This is a genomic window from Neobacillus drentensis NBRC 102427 (assembly GCF_001591445.1).
Lineage (GTDB): Bacteria > Bacillota > Bacilli > Bacillales > Cytobacillaceae > Neobacillus > Neobacillus drentensis.
Map to the genome: position 1 here is coordinate 16,228 of NZ_BCUX01000038.1, position 21,050 is coordinate 37,277.

Sequence of the window (21,050 nt, forward strand, 5' to 3'; positions counted from 1 at the left end):
TAGAGATGGACTTACTCATTGATGGACTGAAAAAAGCGATAGACATGATCCTTTCCGGTGATCAAGAAGTATTTGCGATTACCTGGCTCACTCTTAAAGTTTGTCTTATTTCCATTCTGATTAGTACTCTCATCGGACTACCACTGGGTATTTTTCTGGGATTAACTAGATTCAAAGGCCGGAGACTTCTTTTAATGTTCATCAATATCGGTTTAGGGCTGCCACCAGTCGTCGCCGGACTTTGGATTACGATGCTGTTATGGCGCTCAGGTCCTTTAGGCGGACTAACCCTTCTTTATTCCCCCACAGCAATTGTCATGGCCCAAATTTTAGTCAGTTTACCGATTGTCACGAGTCTGACCTGCACGGCTTTTCAGCAAATCAGTGAAAAAATGCTTTTACAAATAAAGGCCCTAGGCGCAACGAAAGTACAGACATTATGGTTACTCATCAAGCAATTGAAAATCGCTATTTTAGCTGCCATCATGGCCGGGTTTGGCCGGGTCATAGCTGAGGTTGGTGCCGCGATGATGGTTGGCGGCAATATCCAAGGTGACACGCGTATCTTAACGACGACGATTGTGATGGAGGTTTCAAAAGGGAATTTTGATATTGCCTTAGCACTCTCGTTCATACTATTATCGGTTGCCCTGTTAATTACGGCAGCGTTAACATTTTTACAGCAAAGGAAGCGAATATCATGAGCCCATTACTAGAGTTGAAAAAGCTAACCTATCAAGCGCAGCGTAAAATGATCCTTGATATTCCTGAATTTCAGATTGAGACGGGAGAATTTCTCGGCATCATGGGTCCCAATGGCGCAGGAAAAAGTACGCTCCTCAAGGTGCTGGCATTTCTTGATCAACAAACGAGTGGTGAAGTCCTTTACCGCGGGCAGGCCATTCCTAACGGAAATGCACCGCTTGAGTTGCGAAGGAAGTTCTCAATTGCGCTCCAACAGTCTTTGCTTTTAGATGGAACCGTTTTTGATAATATTGCGATTGGTCTAACCTTAAGAAAAGTCCCCAAATCGATCATCAAGGAAAAAGTAGAACAATGGATGGAATTGTTTGCAGTCAGTCACCTAGCGAAAAAAAATGCGCTTTATTTATCCGGTGGCGAGGCACAACGGGTCAACTTAGCACGAGCAATGATTGTCGAACCTGAGATTCTGTTTTTAGATGAACCCTTTTCTGCTTTAGATTTTCCTACAAAAATAAGGTTAATGGAGGATTTCAAAGGTATTATCGAAGAGGCTCAAACAACGACCGTGTTTGTCAGCCATGATTTGATGGAGATCCATTTCCTAACGACGAAGCTTGCCATCATCGTAAACGGTGAAATAAAACAAGTCGGACCTACTCCACGAGTGCTCGAACATCCGAATTCTTCCACCGTCTCCTTCCTAAATGAGTGGAAAAAGTTTTATCCTGTAGCACGCTAATTAACAGTTCCGGTGTGGAGCTGTTTTTTTTATTGACTCAATTAATTATCAAGGGCGATAAGTCTAATCTTGCCTTAATTTAGAATGAGCCATATTATAGGAATATACGTTCCTGTTTTAGGATAATATAAAAGATCACTATATTTTAGGAGGAATCGAAATGGAACAACGCATTAATTATTATGAAGTAGCATCTGATGCACTTAAGATTATGATGGAAATGGAGAAGTATACTAAATCTACTGGAATAGACCGCAAACTCCGTGAACTAGTTAAAATCCGTGCTTCTCAAATAAATGGCTGTGCATTTTGTATTAATATGCATACCTCTGACGCTCGAAAAATGGGTGAAACAGAACAGCGTTTATACTGCGTCAGCGCATGGAGTGATTGCGATTTCTACACAGATGCTGAAAAATTGGCATTAGAATTGACTGAACATGTGACGTTAGTTCCAACTAAACATGTACCTGACGATCTTTATAATCGGGTGCGTACACATTTTAGTGAAAAAGAGTATGTAGATCTTGTTATTTTGATCAATCAAATTAACAGTTGGAATCGGCTCTCCATTTCAATGGGAAATTTTGCAACTGAAGCTAAGTAGAAAATCAGTAGAAAAATGGCACCCTCCTTTGTAGGAAGATGCCATTTTTTAGAATGACTTTTACTTCTATTTTTCTTTTCTTGGCCACAAAATACTGTACAGTCTTCTGTTGTGTTATTTAGCGTTAATCTTCCTTCGGAAACCACAAGGTAACGCTCGTACCTTTATTTAACTTGCTTTTTACTTTAATGACGCCCTTATGCGCATCCATTAAAGCTTTTACAATGGAGAGGCCAATCCCGACTCCTCCCGTTTTGCGGTCTCGTGATTTATCGCCGCGATAAAAGCGTTCAAATATATGAGGGATATCGTCCCCCGCCATTCCTGAGCCTTCGTCTTGAATCTTGAAGCCAACATAGCCGTCCATATTGGTTTCTACAGAAATGGTGACATTTTTTCCTGCCGGTGTATACTTTAGGGCATTATTAAGGATGTTCGAGAGGATTTGCATCAAGCGATCCTTATCAGCCTCAAACAGTTCATCCTGAGCTGGTTCTTCAATCTGGAGCTGAACACCTTTCTCTTTAAACAATGGTAGAAACATCTCAAATAAAGCTGCCAGTACACTTCCTGCATCTAATTCAATTTTTTCAAGTCGAATCTGGGGATTTTCAGCTGCGAGCAGCTTTTCTAATTCATTAACCAGTCTGACTAACCGCATTAGCTCTTCATGCGTGGTCTGCAATCGCTGCGGAGTCGGCTCCCAAATGCCGTCCTGAAACGCTTCAATCTGACTTCGGAGTGTCGCGAGCGGTGTGCGGAGTTCATGCGCCAAATCGCCGGTAAAATGCTTTCTTAGGTTCTCTTCTTTGGCTAACGACACCGCGAGATTATTAAAGGAGATGGCAATGTCCTTTACCTCCGTTGGCAAGCCTGATAAAGGGATTCGAATGTCAAGATTATGATTCTGCAGCTCATTTGCCGCAAATGATAGCTTCTGTAAACTGGAGGTGAGCTTTTTCGAAAAAAGCATACTAAAAACAATCGCCAGCACGATCGTCAAACAAACGGCAGCATAAATGTACAATTGAATCGTTTGGATAAACGTATATTCATCATCAATTAAGCCCTTCGGATAGATGGCGACGAGTTTTCCAATGACCTGATTATCGACCCTCAGTGTATAGGTCTGGGAATGCCACTCTTCCCCGTTTGGAGCAGGTTCAGCTAACCCGAAGCTATTTAACAAACCCCGGATATTCGAAGAATCCATTTGCAATTGACCGAGGCGATCATACAATTGAAAATAAAGCTGCTCGGTCATCGCATGTTCGTGCAAAAGGCCAAATACCGGGTCACTGGTAAAATGACCATTTAGTTGATAATCCTTTTCAATTTCGGTGATAATTCGATCAATCTTTTTTTCCCGATTGCGATCTAAATAGCTGCTAAAACTTTCTTCAAAACCGTACTGGATAAAAAAGCTGACAATAATAATCCCAATCATCGAGATGAGTATTAAATAGAAGAGTATTTTAGACCGGAGCGTTTGCAGCATCTAATACCCCTCCAAATTTGTACCCCATCCCGAAAACTGTCACAATAAAATCTGGCTGCCGTGAATCTATCTCAATTTTTTTCCGAAGATTTTTGATATGAGTATCGACACTGCGTTCATAGCCTTCATAATACATGCCTTCATCCTGTATCTTTTCAAGCAGATCCATCCGGCTGTATACCCGGCCCGGATTCACTGCCATATTGGTTAACAGCTTATATTCAATTGGTGTTAAGGTAATGTAGTCTCCGTTAACGGTTACTTCTTTTTTTATTAAGTCGATGACCAGCTTTTTACGATTGAATTCAAGTCGTTCCACTTTCTCCGTCTTCTTCACACGTCTTAAAATGGCCTGAACACGAACAACAACTTCGCGCGGGCTAAACGGCTTGGTTAAATAATCATCTGCCCCCATGACGATCCCGTTGATGCGGTCATCTTCAGCTGACTTGGCGGTCAGCATGAGAATGGGTACGTCCGATTCTTTACGAACAAGGCGGCAAACTTCTTCACCAGAAATGTCGGGCAGCATTAAATCTAATATAATTAAGTCAGGGTTTAGTGTTTTTACTTTTTTCAAGGCATCGATTCCATTATCGGCGCTATGAATTTCATAGCCTTCTCTTACTAAATAGGCATCAAGAACTTCTATGATTCTACGTTCATCGTCTACTAATAATATCTTCATTTTTACCACTCCCCACATAATAACTATATCATTTCAAGTCTGTGATGTTTGTAACTTCACAAATTCACCACAAGTTCTTCATAACATCTTCAATCTTTCTCGGTAAGATGTGAGTGTAGTTAGGAATGAGGTAATAACTAAAAGGACTCCCAAGTTTTTGTTAGTACCTCATCGATGCAGTATTTGGTTCCCAACCATCTTACTCATCCCAAATTTAACCTCTCTTTTTTATATAGTGCAGGCGTCCCGGTCGATGGGGCGCCTATTTTTTTTGATTATTAAAAAACCCGATACAAAATGAAGCACTCCTGCGGCAAACTATAATGTATGCTTAAAGGAGTGAGGTGTAGGTTGATATGAATAAAATATCTGTTAAAATAGCTGGACTATTTTTTATTGCCATTTTTATCCTTGAATGTATTTCGATGTTTTTTCTGCATAATAATATCATTCATTCCAGGGTCCATGAAGAGCTATTTTCACTCCAGACACGTGGAAATAATCACAGCGAAATCCTTGAAGCTTCTTTCCATGATGATACGATCAGACACATCGCGATGATGGAAGCAAGTACGGATATGCAAGTCATCTTAACCAAGCCAGATGGAACGATCTTTATGTCGTCCAATAAGGTTACAGATGAAATGAAAAAAATCATAAAATCAGTCCCGAAAAATATTCCGCATGAGGGATTAATCTTAGAAGACGACTGGAAAAATGCTCCCTTTATTGCCTCCATCAGTCCAGTAACCGTTGGGAAGAAAATCACAGCTTATGTCTATATGTTCCAAACTACACAAAAAATCAAAGAAATGATTTCAGGACTTAACCGGCATTTCTTGATTGCAGGTCTGCTTTCTGTTCTGTTTATGATTATTATTATTGTCTTTTTGACAAGGTTTGTCACGCACCCGCTTATTCAAATGAATGAAGCAACGAAACGGATCAGCAAGGGTGATTTCACTGTATCCCTGCCAAAGCTCGGCACAGACGAAATCGGAGAGCTTGGCGAATCTATTAAGGTGTTAGCAAATGATTTAGAAATTCTAAAAAATGAACGGAATGAGTTCCTAGCAAGCATTTCGCACGAACTCCGTACACCGCTGACTTATATTAAGGGCTACGCTGACATTGCTCGCCGTCAAGAAACTAATAATGAGGACAGGGAAAAATATTTAGGAATTATTGTTGAAGAGACCGACAAGCTGGCGACACTTGTGAAGGAATTATTTAATCTTGCAAAAATGGATGAAAATACTTTTCCGATTGAAAAAGAAGAGGTTCATTTATTACCTTATTTTGAAATGATGATTGAAAAAGTTTCTCCCGCTCTCCAGGAGAATCGAATGATTCTCCACCTTGAGTGTCCAGATGATCTCTACGCTCAAATTGACCCTGTGCGCTTTGAGCAAGTAATCTTAAATTTGCTTGATAATGCCCGGAAATATTCGGAACCCAATACAAGCATTTTCATCGATGTAGCTTTGATAAACGAAAGGATTCATATGACGTTAAAAGATGAAGGAAAGGGTATTCCTGAAGAGGATTTACCACGAATTTTTGAAAGGTTCTATCGGGTTGATAAATCCAGAACTCGTGCACTCGGTGGAACAGGGCTGGGGCTGTCGATTGTGAAACAATTAGTGGAGGCTCACAAGGGCACAATTACGGTAAAGAGCAGCCCGAATAGTGGGACAGAATTTGAGATTATTTTATAGGCAATAAAAAAGGGAAAGACACCAGGCTTACACAGTGTCTTTCCCTTTTTTATTTATAAATCAAATCTTACTTATGGACCCAAACGGCACCAGCGGAGTTGTCTTTCGCCTCACCGATGACTTGAACCTTAAGTGGATACTGAGCTGGTACTTTAACACCGGCATCAGGAATGATTGTGTTCATGTAAGTCTTTGTAGAATCAAATTCAGTTACACCTGGAAGGCCTTTGTAATCATAGATTCCTCGAGACGGTGAATCAATATACCAAGCAGGTGCCTTGTCTAAGGAGAATGCTGCATCGGCAACCTGGTATCTTACACTTTGATTAGTAGATGGCTTGCCATTTAATGTACCCATGATCGCTTCAGGATGCGCATCGACTACGTTCAGGAAGCCTTCCCCCGGGTGAATTCCTGTCCAGTTATCAGTAAACGTATCATCACCATACCAAACTACTAAACCAGTATTATACTTAACACCGCGAGAGAATTGCAATGCTGTATCTGAGCCAGAGTAGTTTCTCCACTCAAGGTAATAGTAATGTGGCTTGTTAATCCATCCGTCAGATACTTCGAAACCCTTTAGTGTTACTTTAGCATCGCCTTCAGCATCATCTGAGAATTTCACAGCACCATCAACAGTTAATTGAAGGTTATCCATTGCAAAACCGTTTGGAGCAAGACCACCATCTGTAACATAGTTGAATACTAGTTTAACCTTTTTGCCAGCAAATTGAGTTAAATCAAGGGATTTATCTAACCACTTGCCTTGTGATGTATCCAAACCACCTGCAGTGTTTTCATCCCCAATGACATCTAGTTCTACGCTCTTGCCATCTTCAGTTATTGCATTTACAGTTAGGTAGTCGTAGTCAGTTTCGACTTCGTACCATTGTTTGTAATCAAATGTGGCTGAAGTAGCATTTGTTAAATCAAATACTGGAGTTTCCAGTACCGTATCAAGGCTATCACCTTTTGTACTGTAATAGTACTTAGCACCAAACGCTGGGGCAATTCCAGGAACCTTTTTATTAGGCAGGTTTACCTTGACAATACCCGGGTTCTTTGACTTGGTAACACTCTGGTCAATAACAGCTGCAAGGCCATTTTTATCGATATTTTCATAGTTTACTTCCATAATATTAGCCCAGTTCCCGCCAATTGTTTTTTGATAGAATTCTTTCACTTGTGGTGAGAAGCTTGGTGCTTCTGTACCGGCAATCTTACCGTTCCAGCTTCCGCCGCTCATGATTGACCATTGAGAAACAGTATCACCATTGCCAGAATATTGAGTGTCATACTCATCTGGAGCACCTAAATCATGACCGAATTCGTGTGCGAATACGCCGACTGCACCGTCTTCAGGTTCAATAGTGTAGTCATAGGCAGCCATTTTACCACCCCAATAATCAACTTGTGCATTTGTGTTTGCAACTGGATAAACTCCATTTAAAACCCAGCGGTGTGACCAAATTGCGTCATCACCTAAAGCTCCGCCGCCAGCTTCCTGGCCGACACCAGCGTGAAGAACCATCAAGTGGTCAACCAAGCCGTCAGGCTCATTTTGATTTCCGTCGCCATCAAGGTCATACAGATCAAATTGATCGTAATCTGCTAAATTCATTCCTTTTGCAACAGCTGCATTCAATGCATCCTTTACAAGGCCGCGCGGACCTTTTGTTCCTGGCTTGTTATCGTGACCACCTTCAGGGTTGTCACTTCCGTAGTCTGCGAAGTTTCCCGGTACTGTCAACCAATCAGAAATGGTACCGTCAACTGTGTAGCTGCCGCCAGACTGCTCTTCATAATACTGTTTAAAGGTCTTTACTTTATCACCATTGAAAAGAGTGAAATCTTTATCGCCAAATAGCATTTTTTCATAATGCTCTTTGTTAAAGTCGTTTGCAAACATATAACCCGGTTCTTGGTCAATGTTATTGTGTTTAAAGTCTGCATACTCTACTAGTAATACGAGCACCTTATCCTCACGAACATCTCCGTTATAGCCCGCTTGTTTAGCAGAATCAACTTTAACGGCACCAGTAGGCTTGCCTTTTTTAAAGTTTTCATGCCCTTTAGCAAGCTGCTTGGTAAGCTTGTCTTTTTGCTTTGTGACGAAGTCCTTTGCTTTTTTGTCAAAAGCCTTTTGTTCTTTAGTCAGAGCTTTGTCAGTTTTGCCAGGCTTTCCAGCTTGCTTCTTTTTGATATAAGCTTTTACTGCTTTTGTTACTTCTGCCTGACTAGCATTCTTAGAAATTAGACCTCTTTTCTGTAACGCTTTTGCCAGCCTGTCCTGATCAATAATATTCAGGTCAAGTGGAGCAGATTCTGCCGCAGAGAATTGTTTGGCCGACACCGGTGATGCTTTCGGCCCAGCAAATGTGCCTGCAAATAATGTCGTCGCTAGTAGTGTAGTAGCTGCGACGCTGGAAAAGACCTTTAAGCCGCTTTTCTTCTTCAACTATGTAGCCCCCTAATTATTAATATGGTGTCGAATGTTTTCTGAAGAGTCTGATTCGAATTTTAACAAGAATGTTTAATATTGTAAATATTTTAAATTTTATGTAATTAAGGTAAAAAACTAGGTATATTTTAATAAAAATATCCATAATCACCCAGATATTCTAGTGATTTTACCCTGGTTTCGTAGTAGGTCTATAGTAAAAAACGAACAAAAATTCCTTTTTTATACAAAAACCACTTTATTTCGGTTTTCGGAATTTAATTCTATTTACCTACAAAAACAATACAAAAAAATCCTTATCAGATTTTGATAAGGATTTTCTTATGCTATTCAGCTTTTTTAACTTCTTGGGTTAATTCCTCAATGCTTTTTCTAACATTCGACTTGCCGGAGTAGTTTTCAATTAATTCTTTGACATCAATTCCACTTGAGGCCTTTAATGATTCTTGGAGGCTAGCCATTAGGTTGGTGGCATAGCTGGTGATTTTATTGGCACCGCCATTCTCACTAGAACCGCCCGTATCGACAACGGTAATTTTATCAATATTGGATAATGGGGCTGCGACTTGCTTCGCGTATTCAGGCAGCATTTTGATGACCATATCCAGAATCGCAGCCTGACCGAATTGCTCGAACGCTTCGGCGATTTTTTCTTTTGCTTCCGCTTCTGCTAACCCTTTGAGGCGAATAATCTCTGCTTCCGTCGAGCCCTGCGCCTTTTGTGCTTCCGCTTTCGCCAGACCATCTAAACGAATCCGCTCGGCTTCCGCTTTCGCCATCGCTTCAATTCGATATTTATTCGCTTCGGCTTCTGCCATTTCCTTAGCCTTATTTGCGGCCGCAGATTGCTCAACAGAATAACGGTCGGCATCCGCTTTTTTCTTTACTTCCGAATCGTATTGGCGCTCGCGGCGCTGAATTTCTTTTTCTTCCAATTCAATTTGTTTCTGTCTTTCAATAATCTTGATTTGCATCTCCTGTTCCATTACTTCTTGCTTTGAACGTGCACTTTCAAGATCGTAGGCTTGGTCAGCACGTGCTTTGGCGACATCTTGTTCACGGCGGTATTCGGCAATTTTTAATTGATTGATTTTTTCCGCCTCGGCAATTTCTGTTGCCCGTTCTAATTCATTCCGCTTTGCTTCCTTAGATGCTTCTGCTTTTTTAATCCGAGTTTCTTTATCTGCTTCAGCTGTAGCAATATCAGCATCCCGTTTTACTTGCGCGATCCGCGGTTTACCGAGGGAATCAAGATAACCATTTTTATCACGAACATCCTTAATCGTGAACGAAACAATCACTAAGCCCATTTTAGCCAAGTCCTGCGAGGCAACCCTTTGAACCTCTTGTGAAAATTTATCGCGATTTTTATAGATTTCTTCAACGGTCATAGAGCCAAGAATTGAACGCAAGTGGCCTTCAAGGACTTCCCGGGCCTCACTTTCGCGGTCTTCCTTCGGCTTTCCAAGATACTGCTCAGCAGCAGTCGCAATTTCGCTGATCGAGCCGCCGATTTTAATAATCGCTACCCCATCGGCCATGACGGGCACACCTTGTTCTGTATAGACCTCAGGAGTCGTTACTTCCAGTTTACTAGATAGTAAGCTTAGCGGTTTTGCCTGTTGGAAGACTGGCAAAATAAACGTACCGCCGCCGCGGATAATTTTGATTTTGTTTCCGGATTCGTCCACGTGGACATTTCCGTTGCCCAGGAAGCTTCCTGTCACAATCAAGGCCTCATCCGGTCCTGCTGTTCTGTATTTTGTAATAAAAACGCCAATTAGTGCAACCAGAATAAGAACAACAATTCCGATAATCACCCAAATAAAATTAAATTCCATCTCCTAAAAACCCCCTATAAAAAACTCTCTAATTGATGATGAATCGTTACTTCTAAAACCCCATTTTTCACCTGGACCACAAGGACACTCGTACCATTGGGAATCGAGTCCCCATCAAAGCTTAATGCCGGTTTCGCAATTCTTCCACTTGTACTGTCAATCATGACTTCACCAAAGCCATCAGCCGGAATCGAGGTAATTACTGTTCCAACCCTGCCCTGTAAATCCGATTCTTTATAGACCAGTGACTCCTCCGCACCAGACAATGGGACGAGAACAAAGACATTTAATAACGTCACAACGATCAAAGCCGCAACAGCTGAAATACCTAGAATGAGTAAATAATGAATAGATGAAAGCCGCTCAAATAAATAACCACTTGCAGATAGAATTGTCACGAATGCAAAGATTAGGACAGGGTTAAGAAAATCGAGTCCGTCTCCAGGCCCATGAAAATGAAAGACATCGGCAAACAAGACATAAACAAAGGTTAATATTCCGGAAATGATTAACCCATATAAATAAATCGTTTCTAAAGGAATGCTGAAAGGTTCCATACGCATCAATCCTTCTTATTCATTTTAAAAACTACAGTTTCATTTTGGTAGGTAACCACCACTCCTCATCCATAAGCATCTGTCCTTTCTTATGTATATAACTTACTTACGATTAAATTATGGAAAAGTTTCACTTTTTCTAAAATATTACCAGATTTATTACAATTTCGATAAAACTTGTCGAATTCCTGCCGTGTTAATAAGGAGAAACTATGAACTTTTCGCCATAAAAATAAAAAAGTGCCATAGCACATGGCTACAACACCTTATTGAATCATATTCAAGAACTTCCTTGTTCGTTCTTCTTTTGGATGGGTAAAAATTTCTTCTGGCTTGTTTCTTTCGACAATCACACCTTGATCCATGAATATCACTTCATCGGCCGCTTCACGGGCAAAGCGCATTTCATGGGTCACAACAATCATCGTCATGCCTTCACTGGCAAGGTCCTTCATGACTTTCAATACTTCACCAACCAGCTCCGGATCTAGTGCGGACGTCGGCTCATCAAAAAGCATTACTTCAGGCTCCATTGCCAGTGCCCTTGCAATGCCGACACGCTGCTGCTGACCGCCAGAAAGCTGGGCGGGATAGAAATCAATTTTATCACCAAGTCCGACTTTTTCAAGGAGTGCTTTGGCTTTTTTCTGAGCCTCATCTTTACTCTCACCTTTAACAATTATCGGCCCTTCCATGACATTCTGAAGAGCTGTTTTGTGAGGGAAGAGATTATAGCTTTGAAAAACCATTCCAGTTAAGCGCCGAAACGAAGCAATATTTTTTTTCGGTACAGCTTTAGAAAAGTCCATGCTTTGACCCTCAATAGAAATAACACCTTTAGTCGGAGTTTCGAGCACATTCAAGCATCTAAGCATCGTGGTTTTTCCTGAACCCGACGGACCGATGACAACAACCACTTTTCCCTTTTCAACGACTAAGTCAATACCTTTTAGCACCTCTAATTGACCAAATTGCTTATATAATCCTTTAATTGAAATCATCGTAAAACTCCCTCATTAAGACGTGTACCGGTCCATTCTCTTTTCCAAGTATCCTTGCAAGATCGATAGGAAAAAGCAAATGACCCAATAAAGAAGCGCTGCCTCTACGTATACCAATAAAAACTCATAGGTGGTTGAAGCAATTTCTTGGGCCCGGCGAAACATCTCTGTTACAAGGACAACTGACGCAAGAGAAGTATCTTTTACAAGACTGATAAATGAATTCGATAATGGCGGGATGGATACTCTTGCTGCCTGGGGAAGAATGATCCTTTTTAACGCCTGGGTATAGGTCATTCCAATCGAATAACCGGCTTCCCACTGACCCTTAGGAATGGAGATAATCGCAGCTCGAATGATTTCTGAAGCATAGGCTCCGACACTCAGCGAAAAACCAATCACTGCTGAAATAAATGGATCCAAGGTAACTCCGATATTCGGAAGTCCATAAAAAATGATGAATAACTGCACCAACAATGGCGTTCCGCGAATCGCCGAAACATAAAATCTGGCAATCCCTTGAAAGAATTTACTCTGAGAAATTCGGGCAAGAGCCGTTAACACCGCCAGAATAATCCCAATGATAAATGAAATAATCGTTAATGGAATGGTATTCATAACAGCACCCTCCAGCAGCGGCTGGAGGGAAGTCTTTGCAATTTCAATTAACCTGTCCATTCTTTCTGGATCAGCAAAAATACTATTTAAGTACATCTTCACCAAACCATTTCTCAGAGATTTTTTTGTAAGTACCATCATCGATGATATCTTTTAGTGCTTTATTTACTTCATCCACAAGTGTGTCGCTTTTCTTTCTAAACATAAAGGCGCTTGAAGAAGCGTCATTCGCGGTAGCTACCACTTTGATTGGCGCATCTGGCTTTTGCTTTTTATAGTCTAAAAATGAAAGCTTATCATTAATCGTCACATCGACACGTTTTTGAGCAAGAAGCTCAACGGCTTGTTGGAAACCATCCACTCCAACCAGCTTAGCTCCATATTTCTTAGCCATATCTCCGTAATTACTTGTCAACGATTGAGCAGCATTTAATCCTTTAATATCTTCAAATGCTTTCACTTTATCATTATCTTTATGAGCAATCAGGACACCTGCTGAAGTAATGTACGGGTCTGAGAAATCATACTTTTCCTGACGGTCTGGACGGATCCCAACTTCGTTCGCAATCATATCAAAACGCTTGGCATCTAAACCAGCAAACATTGCATCCCACTGTGTTTCCTTAAATTCAGGTTTAACCCCGATCCGTTTAGCAACCTCAGTCGCAAGGTCCACATCAAATCCAGTTAGATTGCCACTTGCATCATGGAAAGTGAAGGGAGGATATGTACCTTCTGTTCCTATTAACAGCGTTCCTTTGTCTTTAACCGATTTCAATAAATCATTCTTTGCCTTTTCAGCAGTCTTATTGTCTGTTGTTTTATTATCTTTATTGGTATTATCCTTGCCGCATGCTGCTAGCACAACCATAAAGCTTAATAAGAGTGCAAAAATAATTGTTAGTTTTTTCACTGATGAAACCCCCTAATTCTGATTGTTTTTGTCGGAATTAATCATATTACACAGTTCGACATCTGTCAAAGGAAATGCTGTGAACGAATTCAATTTTATTTTGCCCCTTTTTATAAAATAAAAACCTATCAGCGGAATTCTGATAGGCTGGGGATTTTATTATATTGATAAAACTTTTCTTTGGCCGTAAAAAATGGATTACATGACTACTTTTTGACTATTTCGCATGTCTGTTTTTTCATTTTTTCTTGGCACGGGAAAGTGATGGATTCCCGTCATATCAATAACCGTTCCGATTATTGTCTCTTTCTGTCCATCTTCAAGAATTGGTTTAATGGAAATAAGCAAAGTCTTTTCCATGAAATCTATTTCAAAGCGGATGCTTTCTTGAAGTCGGAAGGAAAGATGACAATAATCATTCAAGGTCCCTCTATTCGGCGAGAAAACCTCTGTTAGCGGCCTTGAGGCCAGTTCCTCATGGTTTAACCCTAGTTGACGGAGTAAATCTCCTTCGATAACTGTCAGAATAAAGTCATTACCTTTTTTAACAGCTGTAAAAATAAAACCAGGAAGTTCGGTTAATAACTTGTTGGTCCTCTGTTCGTTTTGGGAGCTTTTATCCTTTGTGGGTGCAAAATAGAAGCTTTTCAAGATGAAATAGAAACCAAGTGCTTTAAAGATATGACCCGAGAAGTTATCCAAATCAAATACACTCTGGTAGATAGTAAAAACTAATTCTGTTAATAGTAGAAAGACAATGGCTAGTGCCATCGCTAATTTTTCTTCACTTTTTTCTAGGTGGTATTGATATAAAGTAAGGAGTAATGAACCGAATTGAATAATACTTACTACATACTCGATTCCATTTTTTAAATACGTAGTTCCTTTTCCTTCAACGACAAGCAACGGCAGATTATTTTCATAATGAATAACCATGAAAGAAATGGAACCTATGATGATATAGCCTAAGATAATGGCTGCCACTCGGTAATCTCTAGTTAATTTCCGATCCGGGATCAGGAGGATTAAAAATATGAATAGTGCTTGAAGGAATCTAGCGGAAACCCAAAACCAGGTTGCTTTTGCAATGGAACTTTCCGTAATAAAATAGGGCATATTTTTAAAGGATAATGTATGGAGCAAATCAAGGGTCCCAACTAAGAAAAACGTAAATGTCATGAGAAGCATCCGACTGGATCTTGTCACTCCAAATTGTTTTAGCCCATATAACATGATGGCTGCTGAAATGGAAATACTGAAAGACTCTAGAAGTGTATGAAAACCAACGTAATTTTTAGGATTATAAATGGCGTATATTTGAGGTTGGAAAATATGGATAGCCACCAGGAGAAGCACTGCTAATGTTGAGTAAATAAGAAATTTGCCCTCTGTTAAACTCGAATTCAAACCATTACACCCCCTTTATTACGAAATATTTGTTTATTTCATTATAAAAGCTGATTGCTCGTAATAATCTGAATAAATATAGACTTTTTATGAATTTTTTGAAAATATTTCCTATTACAATAAAAAAGAGACTGCACGCGCGGCAATCTCTTGGATATTTCTACTTACTTCCACCACTCGTCAAACATGGTGGCTGGAAGATGGCGTTTATGTTTGCTCATCAGATACCGTTGTTCAATTTTCTCTGCAGTCTCTTTGGAAACAGACTTTCCTTCCAGATAGTCATCGAGTTCATCGTAAGTAATTCCTAATTCCGTTTCATCGGCCTGACCAGGTTTTTGGTCTAGTAAGTCTGCCGTTGGAATTTTTAAATATAAGCGTTCCTCTGCACCGAGCTCTTTTAACAAGGCTTTCCCCTGCCGCTTCGTTAAGCCGCTTAGCGGAAGGATGTCAGCCCCTCCATCGCCATATTTTGTATAAAAGCCAGTAACTGCCTCGGCTGCATGGTCAGTCCCGATCACGAGGAGTCCTTCCATTCCGCCAATTGCATATTGTGCAATCATTCTCATTCTGGCCTTCACATTTCCTTTTTGATAATCGCTTAACGGCGCCCCTTGATAACTAGCATCATATTCTTTTTGAACGTCATCTACCGCTGTTTTAATGTTATAGACCGTCTCCCGGTCGGCACAGATAAAGGCTAAGGACCGCTTCGCATCTTCCTCATCCTGCTGGACTCCGTAAGGAAGCCGAACAGCAATAAATAATGCATCCACTCCTTCGTTGCGCAGTTCCTCTACCGCCAGTTGAGCGAGGCGGCCTGCCAGCGAAGAATCTTGGCCGCCGCTAATCCCCAGCACATATCCCTTAGCCTTTGTCTTGAATATGTAATTTTTCAAAAAATCAATCCGCTTCCGAATCTCCTCTTGTGGTTGAATGGTTGGATTAATGTTTAACTCGTTCATGATCTGTTCTTGTAATCCCATTTAGTTTCCCTCCTGACAAACAATTGATATAGTAAATAATGTACCACAAATGTCTCTTTTTCACTAAAAACGACAAGAAAGTTAGTGAACTGGGTAAATTATAATAAACGATTCTTGGAGGAATTGGATGGAAACAAAAACATGTAATGAATCTCGAGTTGTGAGAACAAGTCGGATTTTTCCTAATGATGTAAATAACCATAATACCTTGTTCGGTGGAAAGTTAATCAGTGATATTGATATGATTGCGTCTATTTCGGCAGTCAGACATTCCAGAGCAGAATGTGTCACCGCTTCGATTGATTCGGTCGACTTTCTTAGTCCAATTACACCAAAGGATTCGGTTTGCATCGAAACGTATGTCTCGTCAACAGGAACATCCTCGATGGAGATCTTCGTCAAAGTGATTGCCGAGAATCTAATGTCCGGTGACAGAAAAATTGCCGCGACCGCCTTTTTAACGTTTGTCGCACTGGATGACAATGGAAAGCCAACCAAAGTCCCAGGAATCGTCCCGGAAACCGAAGAGGAAAAAAAGCTGTATGAAACAAGAAAAGTACGAGCCGAAAAACGGAAAGTCCACAGAAAAAACAGCAAAGAACTGGCAAGCGTGCTGACAGTACATAAACCTTGGGAATAAGAAAAGCGCACGCGCCCGTTAAGAAAAGCGCATGCGCAGAAAAGGTTCGCGAAATTCGCGAACCTTACAATTTCTGTAGATCCCTTCGACTTGGTGCATGTGGCGGCAACTGGGCCCAGCCGCGATCGACCATTAGATCAAACCCCTTAGCCGAATAAACCAAAATTTCTAAAATGTACTTTTGATAATAAGCAGCCAGGTCTGATCTCATGGATAATGATAACGCATGGCCGATAAGCGCGATATCAATTGCGTTCAATGAATGGAAAAGCGTGACTATAAGCCGATCGGAAAAAGGAGAAACCGTTGAATCTGTCACTTCGATACTTGCTGATATATTCCCAAGTAATTCTTCTCTCATTAGAATATCATTAAAAGTTTTGATTTGCCTTTCAGATATTTTCTTGCCATCCTCAATATATTTATGTATCTCCTTGTCTTTAACTACTTGAAGTAACCCCATACATAGGAGGATTGAAAAATAATTCCGCTCCGTATTAAAAAAGATTTCTGTAATTTCAGCCACATTTATTGGCCTTTTTTTCCCGAATCCACTTAAATAGGACAGTTTTTCAATATATTTCACTTCTTTTGGATAGGGTATCATCGGCGGACGATCGTAGATTCCCTTCGAGAGCATAAGGTTAGTGGATTGCTGATATAACATCGAGGTTTGCTGGACCATCGTAACAAAAAAATCCATCACATCTTTTCTTGCCACATTTACCGTTATAAACCCTGTGTTAATCATACTCATACGGCTCATCGAATAAACGAAACTGAGGCCAAACATATCATAAAATAATGGCGGTGCTTCTAAATTAAGATCCTTTTCTGAAAATCCATCAGGGATGGGAATACCTTCATCATTTAAAATAGTCGTGACCTTCTGAACATGTCCCTCCGAAATTTCATATGCCTGTTGGAGAAGTTTTTTAATCTCTTCATCTTGATTGTGATGAAGAAAATAGGTAAGTAAACAAACAGACAGATTCTCTTGAATATAGATAGCCCATAGTCCACCGATTTCCGCACTGGTCAACCGTATTTTGTGTTCCATCCTTACCCTACCTCCTAAATCACTCATAAGAATAGAATTCCACTTAAAAAGCGCTTTATTCGTCCGTCAAGAGAAGCCTTCCAAGTTGCTTCTATATCTCTAATCTACAGTTGACTCAGTTCGTGCCTTCCAAGACATGACTTCATCTTCTTCATCAAACTCAATCGTGACATCGACGACGCCTTTTTCGGCCATAATTCTTTCGTGTAAACGGTCTTTAATATCATCCGCCGCAGCAACCGTTAATTTCGGGTCCACTTCGATTTCTAGCTCGACATGCAGGTCCTCCCCCTCCTTAATAACGGTTATCCCTTGAATATCCTTTACATCTGGATCTTCCATGACCATGACGCCAATTCTATTTTCCATTTCTTCATCTGCTTGTCCAAGAACTCCTGCCGCATTGTCCAAAAATACCCTGCCCACCACAAAGAACATCATGGCCCCAATAAGCATAGAAGCGAGTCCCTCGATTTGATGGAAGCCTGTAAAGCGAGAAATGACGACAGCAATAATCGCTAACAAGCCTCCTAAGGTTGCGACAAGATCCTCCATGAAAACCAGCTTTGTCGCCGGTTTAGCTCTTCCCAAATTGGCCAAACTTTTCGTAAACACCTGAAGTCCGCTTGCTTCTATCTCGATATCATGTAAAATCTCTTTCATTGCTTTAAACAAGACAAAGGTTTCTAGTAATGTAGCTACGGCTAACACGATAATATTAATAGCAAAACCACCTGACTCGGTTGGATGAATCACATGATGGTAGCCTTCTTTAATCGTTTCAAACGCCATAATTCCGACAATCAGTACTGCACCTAAAAGTACCAAGTTGACTAACCGGCCAAACCCATTTGGATATTTTTCCGTCGGTGCCTTCTTACTTAAAGCAGAACCGACAAAAACAAAGAACTGATTCGCGGCATCGCCAAGACTGTGCATTGTTTCAGCAAACATGGCCACATTGCCTGTATACATAAAAGCTACACCTTTAATAATCGAAATAATTGTATTAATGATTGCCGCCAGCATAGCCGATTTATTGCCACGTTTTAATAATTGAAATAATTCTCCCATCGTATCCTCTTTTCTTTAAATAACTTTGCTTATCTTAATATTTTCAACAAATACCCTTTTCATTATAAAAAATAAAAATAAACAAGGCCCCATTTATTAAGGGGCCCCGATCCTTATACGTTTTTCAGCACCAAATATAAGCGGTTGTTTCTATTAGCTTGTTCCTCTTCTGTAGCTAAATCATATTTTTTCAGCAAATGGAACATCTCGTTCAAAAGGTCCTGTGTATGCTCTTTTTCAAAGAATTGAATAAATAATGGCTTCATATCCTCAGGCAAAAAAGCAGCAATCGATTCGTATTTACTCTTTACATCTTCATGGGTATGATCTAATTTGCATTCGCTCAAATTGTCATCCTCCTTAATGGTTTATATTTTTAGTATAAACAAAAAAGCCCACAAATGGGCTTTTTATTATCGCTTCTTACTCTCGGTCACTTCTAATACATCCAGCAAGAAAACAAAGACGGGAATTCCGACGATCAATCCCCATACCCCAAAAAAGTGCTCAGAGAAAATCAAGACAAGGAATGTATAGAAAACCGGAAGATTTGTTTTGGAACTCATTAGATTTGGATTAAGAATATAGGCTTCAATTCCATGAATAATCATAATCGCAATACCGACATAAAGGACTTTGATCAAACCACCGATACTGTACGCAATGATTGCAAGGGGAATCATCGAAATTATCACTCCTGCAACCGGAATCAGTCCTAAAATGAAAATCATGATCGATAATCCGCCAAGCTGTGGAAAGTCCAATATCCATAAGGAAATGGTTGTCAAAATACAATTCACGACAGCAATGATAAGTTGCGCTTCAATGACTTTACCAAATGTTCCTACAAATTTCCGTGCAAAAAATTCAATTTCAGAATAAATAGGTGCAACCTTACTGGTTCTGAATTTCTTTGTAAACTCAATCAAACGCGGTTTTTCTAACAGGAAGAACAAACTCATTAGCAGTGACAATAAAATTTGCAACCCAATTTTACTAATATCCGTAAAGTATTTTAAGACAAAGGTAAAGCCTTGCTCTAAATAGCTAGAGATTTTTATTTCTTCCATTCGATTCATCAGGTAATTCAGCACAATATTATCATGCTTCGTTGTATAGAAGGCAGTTAACTGCTTGATTAAGGCAGTAATTTCTCCTGAAATCATTGGCAGGTACATGACCAAGCCATAAGAAAGCAGACCGACAATGCTTGCATACGATATCACAACAATTAACTTTCTGTTAAGCGGTATCTTTCTTTCAATGAATTGCACTAAGCGATCCATTAAAAAGGCAAATATAAACGTCAGTAAAATTAAATTAATCATCGACTTCATTGCATAAATAGCAATAGCAATGACGACAAAAATTGATATTCTCTTGAAACCTGTGCTCTGCAATAATTTATTCATCATAGGCCATTATCGATCCCCATTATCTTCACTATAAATCACATGAAAAAATATTTATCCTAACGTTATTATATCAAATCGGCACGTATTTTGTCTTATTTCAAAATTGAACAGGCGGAGTGGTTTTTTCAATTGGTTTACCTTCATATCCTTGTTTCTTTAAATAATCCAGAAGCATGGGCAAATGGGCAAGTGTTTCCTTTCGCTCGTGTAAAAGGATAACAAGTGGTCCATTCTGGTCTTTCTTTTGTTTAATTTGCGCGATGACACTGTCGACATAGCGTTTATCCTTATAGTACCAATCCTTACTATCAATATTCCAGTCCCACATTACATACCCGTTTTCCTTAACGGCCTTTTTATACTCGGGAGTCATGTTTGGGGCGCTTCCGTAAGGGGTCCTCATAATGAAAGAATTGACACCAGCCACTTCCTCTAACGTGTTTCGGTTTTGGGTTAATTCACTGAGCACTGTTTTTTTAGATTTATAAAATTTCTTTTGACTATGAGATACACTATGTAATCCAACCGTTTCTCCTGATTCGGTCATTAGTTTAACTGCTTCTGGATATCTGCGTATATTTCCGTCAATCATAAAGAATGTAGCTTTAAATTGATATTTTTCAAGCAGCTCGATAATCTGATCAGAAAAAGCTGCAGGACCATCATCAAATGTTAAATAGACTATTTTCTTCCCACTTTTGCTAGGTTGTGTATTTTGTTGTTTAGACGGAGTTGCATTAGATTCCTTTGTCGGTGGCTGAGAAGTAGTGTTATCTTTTGTAGTGGAATGTGCCGCGGCTATATCTGTAGTAGTAGGGTTTGGCACTTTACTTGACTCTCGTTCTTGGTTATTTCTCCAAATCACGGCTTCCTCTTGTTTCTTTCTCATCATTTCTTTTTCTAACTTTAAATCGTTTGTGTTCCGAACAATCATTTCTGTTGATACATTTTTCTTCATTGGCAGATTTGTAGCTTCATTTTTTGGAGGAATTCTAGATTCCTTGCCAACAGCTTTTACTTGGAAATAATTACCAATAAAAATTCCTACAAACAATAAAGTAACCCCAATGACGGCAATTAACGTCCCCTTCGACCAATTGCTTTTAAAGATCCCCATTG

General features: G+C 40.0%; 20 protein-coding genes. 5 read left to right on the forward strand and 15 right to left on the reverse strand.

The genetic code is table 11. The features are described 5' to 3' along the window. Positions 1-5 precede the first annotated feature (5 nt). The 3 genes from BDR01S_RS17450 to BDR01S_RS17460 all read left to right on the forward strand — a co-directional run bounded on the left by BDR01S_RS17450 (position 6) and on the right by BDR01S_RS17460 (position 2,051). Positions 6-704 (forward strand): ABC transporter permease, encoded by a 699-nt coding sequence (locus tag BDR01S_RS17450; protein WP_066258659.1) that lies wholly within the window; start codon positions 6-8, stop codon positions 702-704. Further along, on the forward strand, positions 701-1,444 hold the full coding sequence (locus BDR01S_RS17455) for an ABC transporter ATP-binding protein (protein ID WP_066258661.1): 744 nt from the start codon (positions 701-703) through the stop codon (positions 1,442-1,444). The genes BDR01S_RS17450 and BDR01S_RS17455 overlap by 4 nt, the downstream gene beginning before the upstream one ends. A gap of 160 nt (positions 1,445-1,604) precedes the next feature. Next, positions 1,605-2,051 (forward strand): carboxymuconolactone decarboxylase family protein, encoded by a 447-nt coding sequence (locus BDR01S_RS17460; RefSeq protein ID WP_066258663.1) that lies wholly within the window; start codon positions 1,605-1,607, stop codon positions 2,049-2,051. Positions 2,052-2,175: 124 nt separating this feature from the next. Here BDR01S_RS17460 and BDR01S_RS17465 read toward each other — a convergent pair whose 3' ends face one another. Both BDR01S_RS17465 and BDR01S_RS17470 read right to left on the reverse strand, forming a co-directional pair. Then, on the reverse strand, positions 2,176-3,549 hold the full coding sequence (locus tag BDR01S_RS17465) for a HAMP domain-containing sensor histidine kinase (RefSeq protein WP_066258666.1): 1,374 nt from the start codon (positions 3,547-3,549) through the stop codon (positions 2,176-2,178). Continuing rightward, positions 3,527-4,237: a response regulator transcription factor gene (locus BDR01S_RS17470; RefSeq protein WP_066258667.1), complete on the reverse strand. Its 711-nt coding sequence runs from the start codon at positions 4,235-4,237 to the stop codon at positions 3,527-3,529. The genes BDR01S_RS17465 and BDR01S_RS17470 overlap by 23 nt, the downstream gene beginning before the upstream one ends. Before the next feature lie 356 nt (positions 4,238-4,593). Here BDR01S_RS17470 and BDR01S_RS17475 point away from each other — a divergent pair, with 356 nt between their 5' ends. Next, positions 4,594-5,955 (forward strand): sensor histidine kinase, encoded by a 1,362-nt coding sequence (locus BDR01S_RS17475; RefSeq protein ID WP_066258669.1) that lies wholly within the window; start codon positions 4,594-4,596, stop codon positions 5,953-5,955. Between the two features lie 67 nt (positions 5,956-6,022). On the opposite strand, the gene BDR01S_RS17480 is transcribed toward BDR01S_RS17475, so the two are convergent. From BDR01S_RS17480 to nadE, 8 genes are all read right to left on the reverse strand, one after another. After that, a complete protein-coding gene (locus tag BDR01S_RS17480) occupies positions 6,023-8,416 on the reverse strand; it encodes an immune inhibitor A domain-containing protein (protein WP_066258670.1) in 2,394 nt (797 codons plus the stop codon). 329 nt (positions 8,417-8,745) lie between these two features. Then, positions 8,746-10,260, reverse strand: a complete 1,515-nt coding sequence (gene floT, locus BDR01S_RS17485; RefSeq protein WP_066258671.1) for a flotillin lipid rafts scaffold protein FloT — start codon at positions 10,258-10,260, stop codon at positions 8,746-8,748. A 14-nt stretch (positions 10,261-10,274) separates the two neighbouring features. After that, the gene (locus BDR01S_RS17490; RefSeq protein WP_066258673.1) at positions 10,275-10,817 is read right to left on the reverse strand and encodes an NfeD family protein; all 543 of its coding nucleotides are present in this window, start codon (positions 10,815-10,817) and stop codon (positions 10,275-10,277) included. Between the two features lie 266 nt (positions 10,818-11,083). Beyond that, on the reverse strand, positions 11,084-11,818 hold the full coding sequence (locus tag BDR01S_RS17495; protein ID WP_066258674.1) for an amino acid ABC transporter ATP-binding protein: 735 nt from the start codon (positions 11,816-11,818) through the stop codon (positions 11,084-11,086). A 15-nt stretch (positions 11,819-11,833) separates the two neighbouring features. Beyond that, the gene (locus BDR01S_RS17500) at positions 11,834-12,532 is read right to left on the reverse strand and encodes an amino acid ABC transporter permease (RefSeq protein WP_066258675.1); all 699 of its coding nucleotides are present in this window, start codon (positions 12,530-12,532) and stop codon (positions 11,834-11,836) included. Then, a complete protein-coding gene (locus tag BDR01S_RS17505) occupies positions 12,519-13,349 on the reverse strand; it encodes an amino acid ABC transporter substrate-binding protein (RefSeq protein ID WP_280513225.1) in 831 nt (276 codons plus the stop codon). The genes BDR01S_RS17500 and BDR01S_RS17505 overlap by 14 nt, the downstream gene beginning before the upstream one ends. A gap of 198 nt (positions 13,350-13,547) precedes the next feature. Next, positions 13,548-14,756 carry a membrane-associated sensor domain-containing protein gene (locus BDR01S_RS17510; protein WP_066258677.1) on the reverse strand — a complete coding sequence of 403 codons (1,209 nt, stop codon included), beginning with the start codon at positions 14,754-14,756 and terminating at the stop codon, positions 13,548-13,550. A gap of 164 nt (positions 14,757-14,920) precedes the next feature. Next, positions 14,921-15,742 (reverse strand): NAD(+) synthase, encoded by an 822-nt coding sequence (gene nadE, locus BDR01S_RS17515; RefSeq protein ID WP_066258678.1) that lies wholly within the window; start codon positions 15,740-15,742, stop codon positions 14,921-14,923. Between the two features lie 127 nt (positions 15,743-15,869). On the opposite strand from nadE, the gene BDR01S_RS17520 reads away from it, so the two are divergent. Then, complete coding sequence (locus BDR01S_RS17520; RefSeq protein WP_066258679.1) at positions 15,870-16,382, forward strand: acyl-CoA thioesterase; 513 nt, start codon at positions 15,870-15,872, stop codon at positions 16,380-16,382. 64 nt (positions 16,383-16,446) lie between these two features. Here BDR01S_RS17520 and BDR01S_RS17525 read toward each other — a convergent pair whose 3' ends face one another. From BDR01S_RS17525 to BDR01S_RS17545, 5 genes are all read right to left on the reverse strand, one after another. After that, the gene (locus BDR01S_RS17525; protein WP_066258681.1) at positions 16,447-17,442 is read right to left on the reverse strand and encodes a DUF3231 family protein; all 996 of its coding nucleotides are present in this window, start codon (positions 17,440-17,442) and stop codon (positions 16,447-16,449) included. A gap of 99 nt (positions 17,443-17,541) precedes the next feature. Continuing rightward, positions 17,542-18,516 carry a cation diffusion facilitator family transporter gene (locus tag BDR01S_RS17530; protein WP_066258683.1) on the reverse strand — a complete coding sequence of 325 codons (975 nt, stop codon included), beginning with the start codon at positions 18,514-18,516 and terminating at the stop codon, positions 17,542-17,544. Between the two features lie 113 nt (positions 18,517-18,629). Then, positions 18,630-18,863: a group-specific protein gene (locus tag BDR01S_RS17535; RefSeq protein ID WP_066258688.1), complete on the reverse strand. Its 234-nt coding sequence runs from the start codon at positions 18,861-18,863 to the stop codon at positions 18,630-18,632. Between the two features lie 66 nt (positions 18,864-18,929). Beyond that, positions 18,930-19,928, reverse strand: a complete 999-nt coding sequence (locus tag BDR01S_RS17540; protein ID WP_439951485.1) for an AI-2E family transporter — start codon at positions 19,926-19,928, stop codon at positions 18,930-18,932. A 100-nt stretch (positions 19,929-20,028) separates the two neighbouring features. Next, positions 20,029-21,048, reverse strand: a complete 1,020-nt coding sequence (locus BDR01S_RS17545) for a polysaccharide deacetylase family protein (protein WP_066363269.1) — start codon at positions 21,046-21,048, stop codon at positions 20,029-20,031. Positions 21,049-21,050: the final 2 nt, after the last annotated feature.

Excerpts from the sequence above, each read along its gene's own strand:
- BDR01S_RS17545 (WP_066363269.1), bottom strand. The coding sequence starts at position 21,048 with ATGGGGATCTTTAAAAGCAATTGGTCGAAGGGGACGTTAATTGCCGTC.
- BDR01S_RS17500 (WP_066258675.1), bottom strand. The coding sequence starts at position 12,532 with ATGTACTTAAATAGTATTTTTGCTGATCCAGAAAGAATGGACAGGTTA.
- BDR01S_RS17525 (WP_066258681.1), bottom strand. The coding sequence starts at position 17,442 with ATGGAACACAAAATACGGTTGACCAGTGCGGAAATCGGTGGACTATGG.
- BDR01S_RS17520 (WP_066258679.1), top strand. The coding sequence starts at position 15,870 with ATGGAAACAAAAACATGTAATGAATCTCGAGTTGTGAGAACAAGTCGG.
- BDR01S_RS17530 (WP_066258683.1), bottom strand. The coding sequence starts at position 18,516 with ATGGGAGAATTATTTCAATTATTAAAACGTGGCAATAAATCGGCTATG.
- BDR01S_RS17465 (WP_066258666.1), bottom strand. The coding sequence starts at position 3,549 with ATGCTGCAAACGCTCCGGTCTAAAATACTCTTCTATTTAATACTCATC.
- BDR01S_RS17455 (WP_066258661.1), top strand. The coding sequence starts at position 701 with ATGAGCCCATTACTAGAGTTGAAAAAGCTAACCTATCAAGCGCAGCGT.
- BDR01S_RS17540 (WP_439951485.1), bottom strand. The coding sequence starts at position 19,928 with ATGAATAAATTATTGCAGAGCACAGGTTTCAAGAGAATATCAATTTTT.
- BDR01S_RS17475 (WP_066258669.1), top strand. The coding sequence starts at position 4,594 with ATGAATAAAATATCTGTTAAAATAGCTGGACTATTTTTTATTGCCATT.
- BDR01S_RS17460 (WP_066258663.1), top strand. The coding sequence starts at position 1,605 with ATGGAACAACGCATTAATTATTATGAAGTAGCATCTGATGCACTTAAG.
- nadE (WP_066258678.1), bottom strand. The coding sequence starts at position 15,742 with ATGGGATTACAAGAACAGATCATGAACGAGTTAAACATTAATCCAACC.
- BDR01S_RS17490 (WP_066258673.1), bottom strand. The coding sequence starts at position 10,817 with ATGGAACCTTTCAGCATTCCTTTAGAAACGATTTATTTATATGGGTTA.
- floT (WP_066258671.1), bottom strand. The coding sequence starts at position 10,260 with ATGGAATTTAATTTTATTTGGGTGATTATCGGAATTGTTGTTCTTATT.
- BDR01S_RS17495 (WP_066258674.1), bottom strand. The coding sequence starts at position 11,818 with ATGATTTCAATTAAAGGATTATATAAGCAATTTGGTCAATTAGAGGTG.
- BDR01S_RS17450 (WP_066258659.1), top strand. The coding sequence starts at position 6 with ATGGACTTACTCATTGATGGACTGAAAAAAGCGATAGACATGATCCTT.
- BDR01S_RS17470 (WP_066258667.1), bottom strand. The coding sequence starts at position 4,237 with ATGAAGATATTATTAGTAGACGATGAACGTAGAATCATAGAAGTTCTT.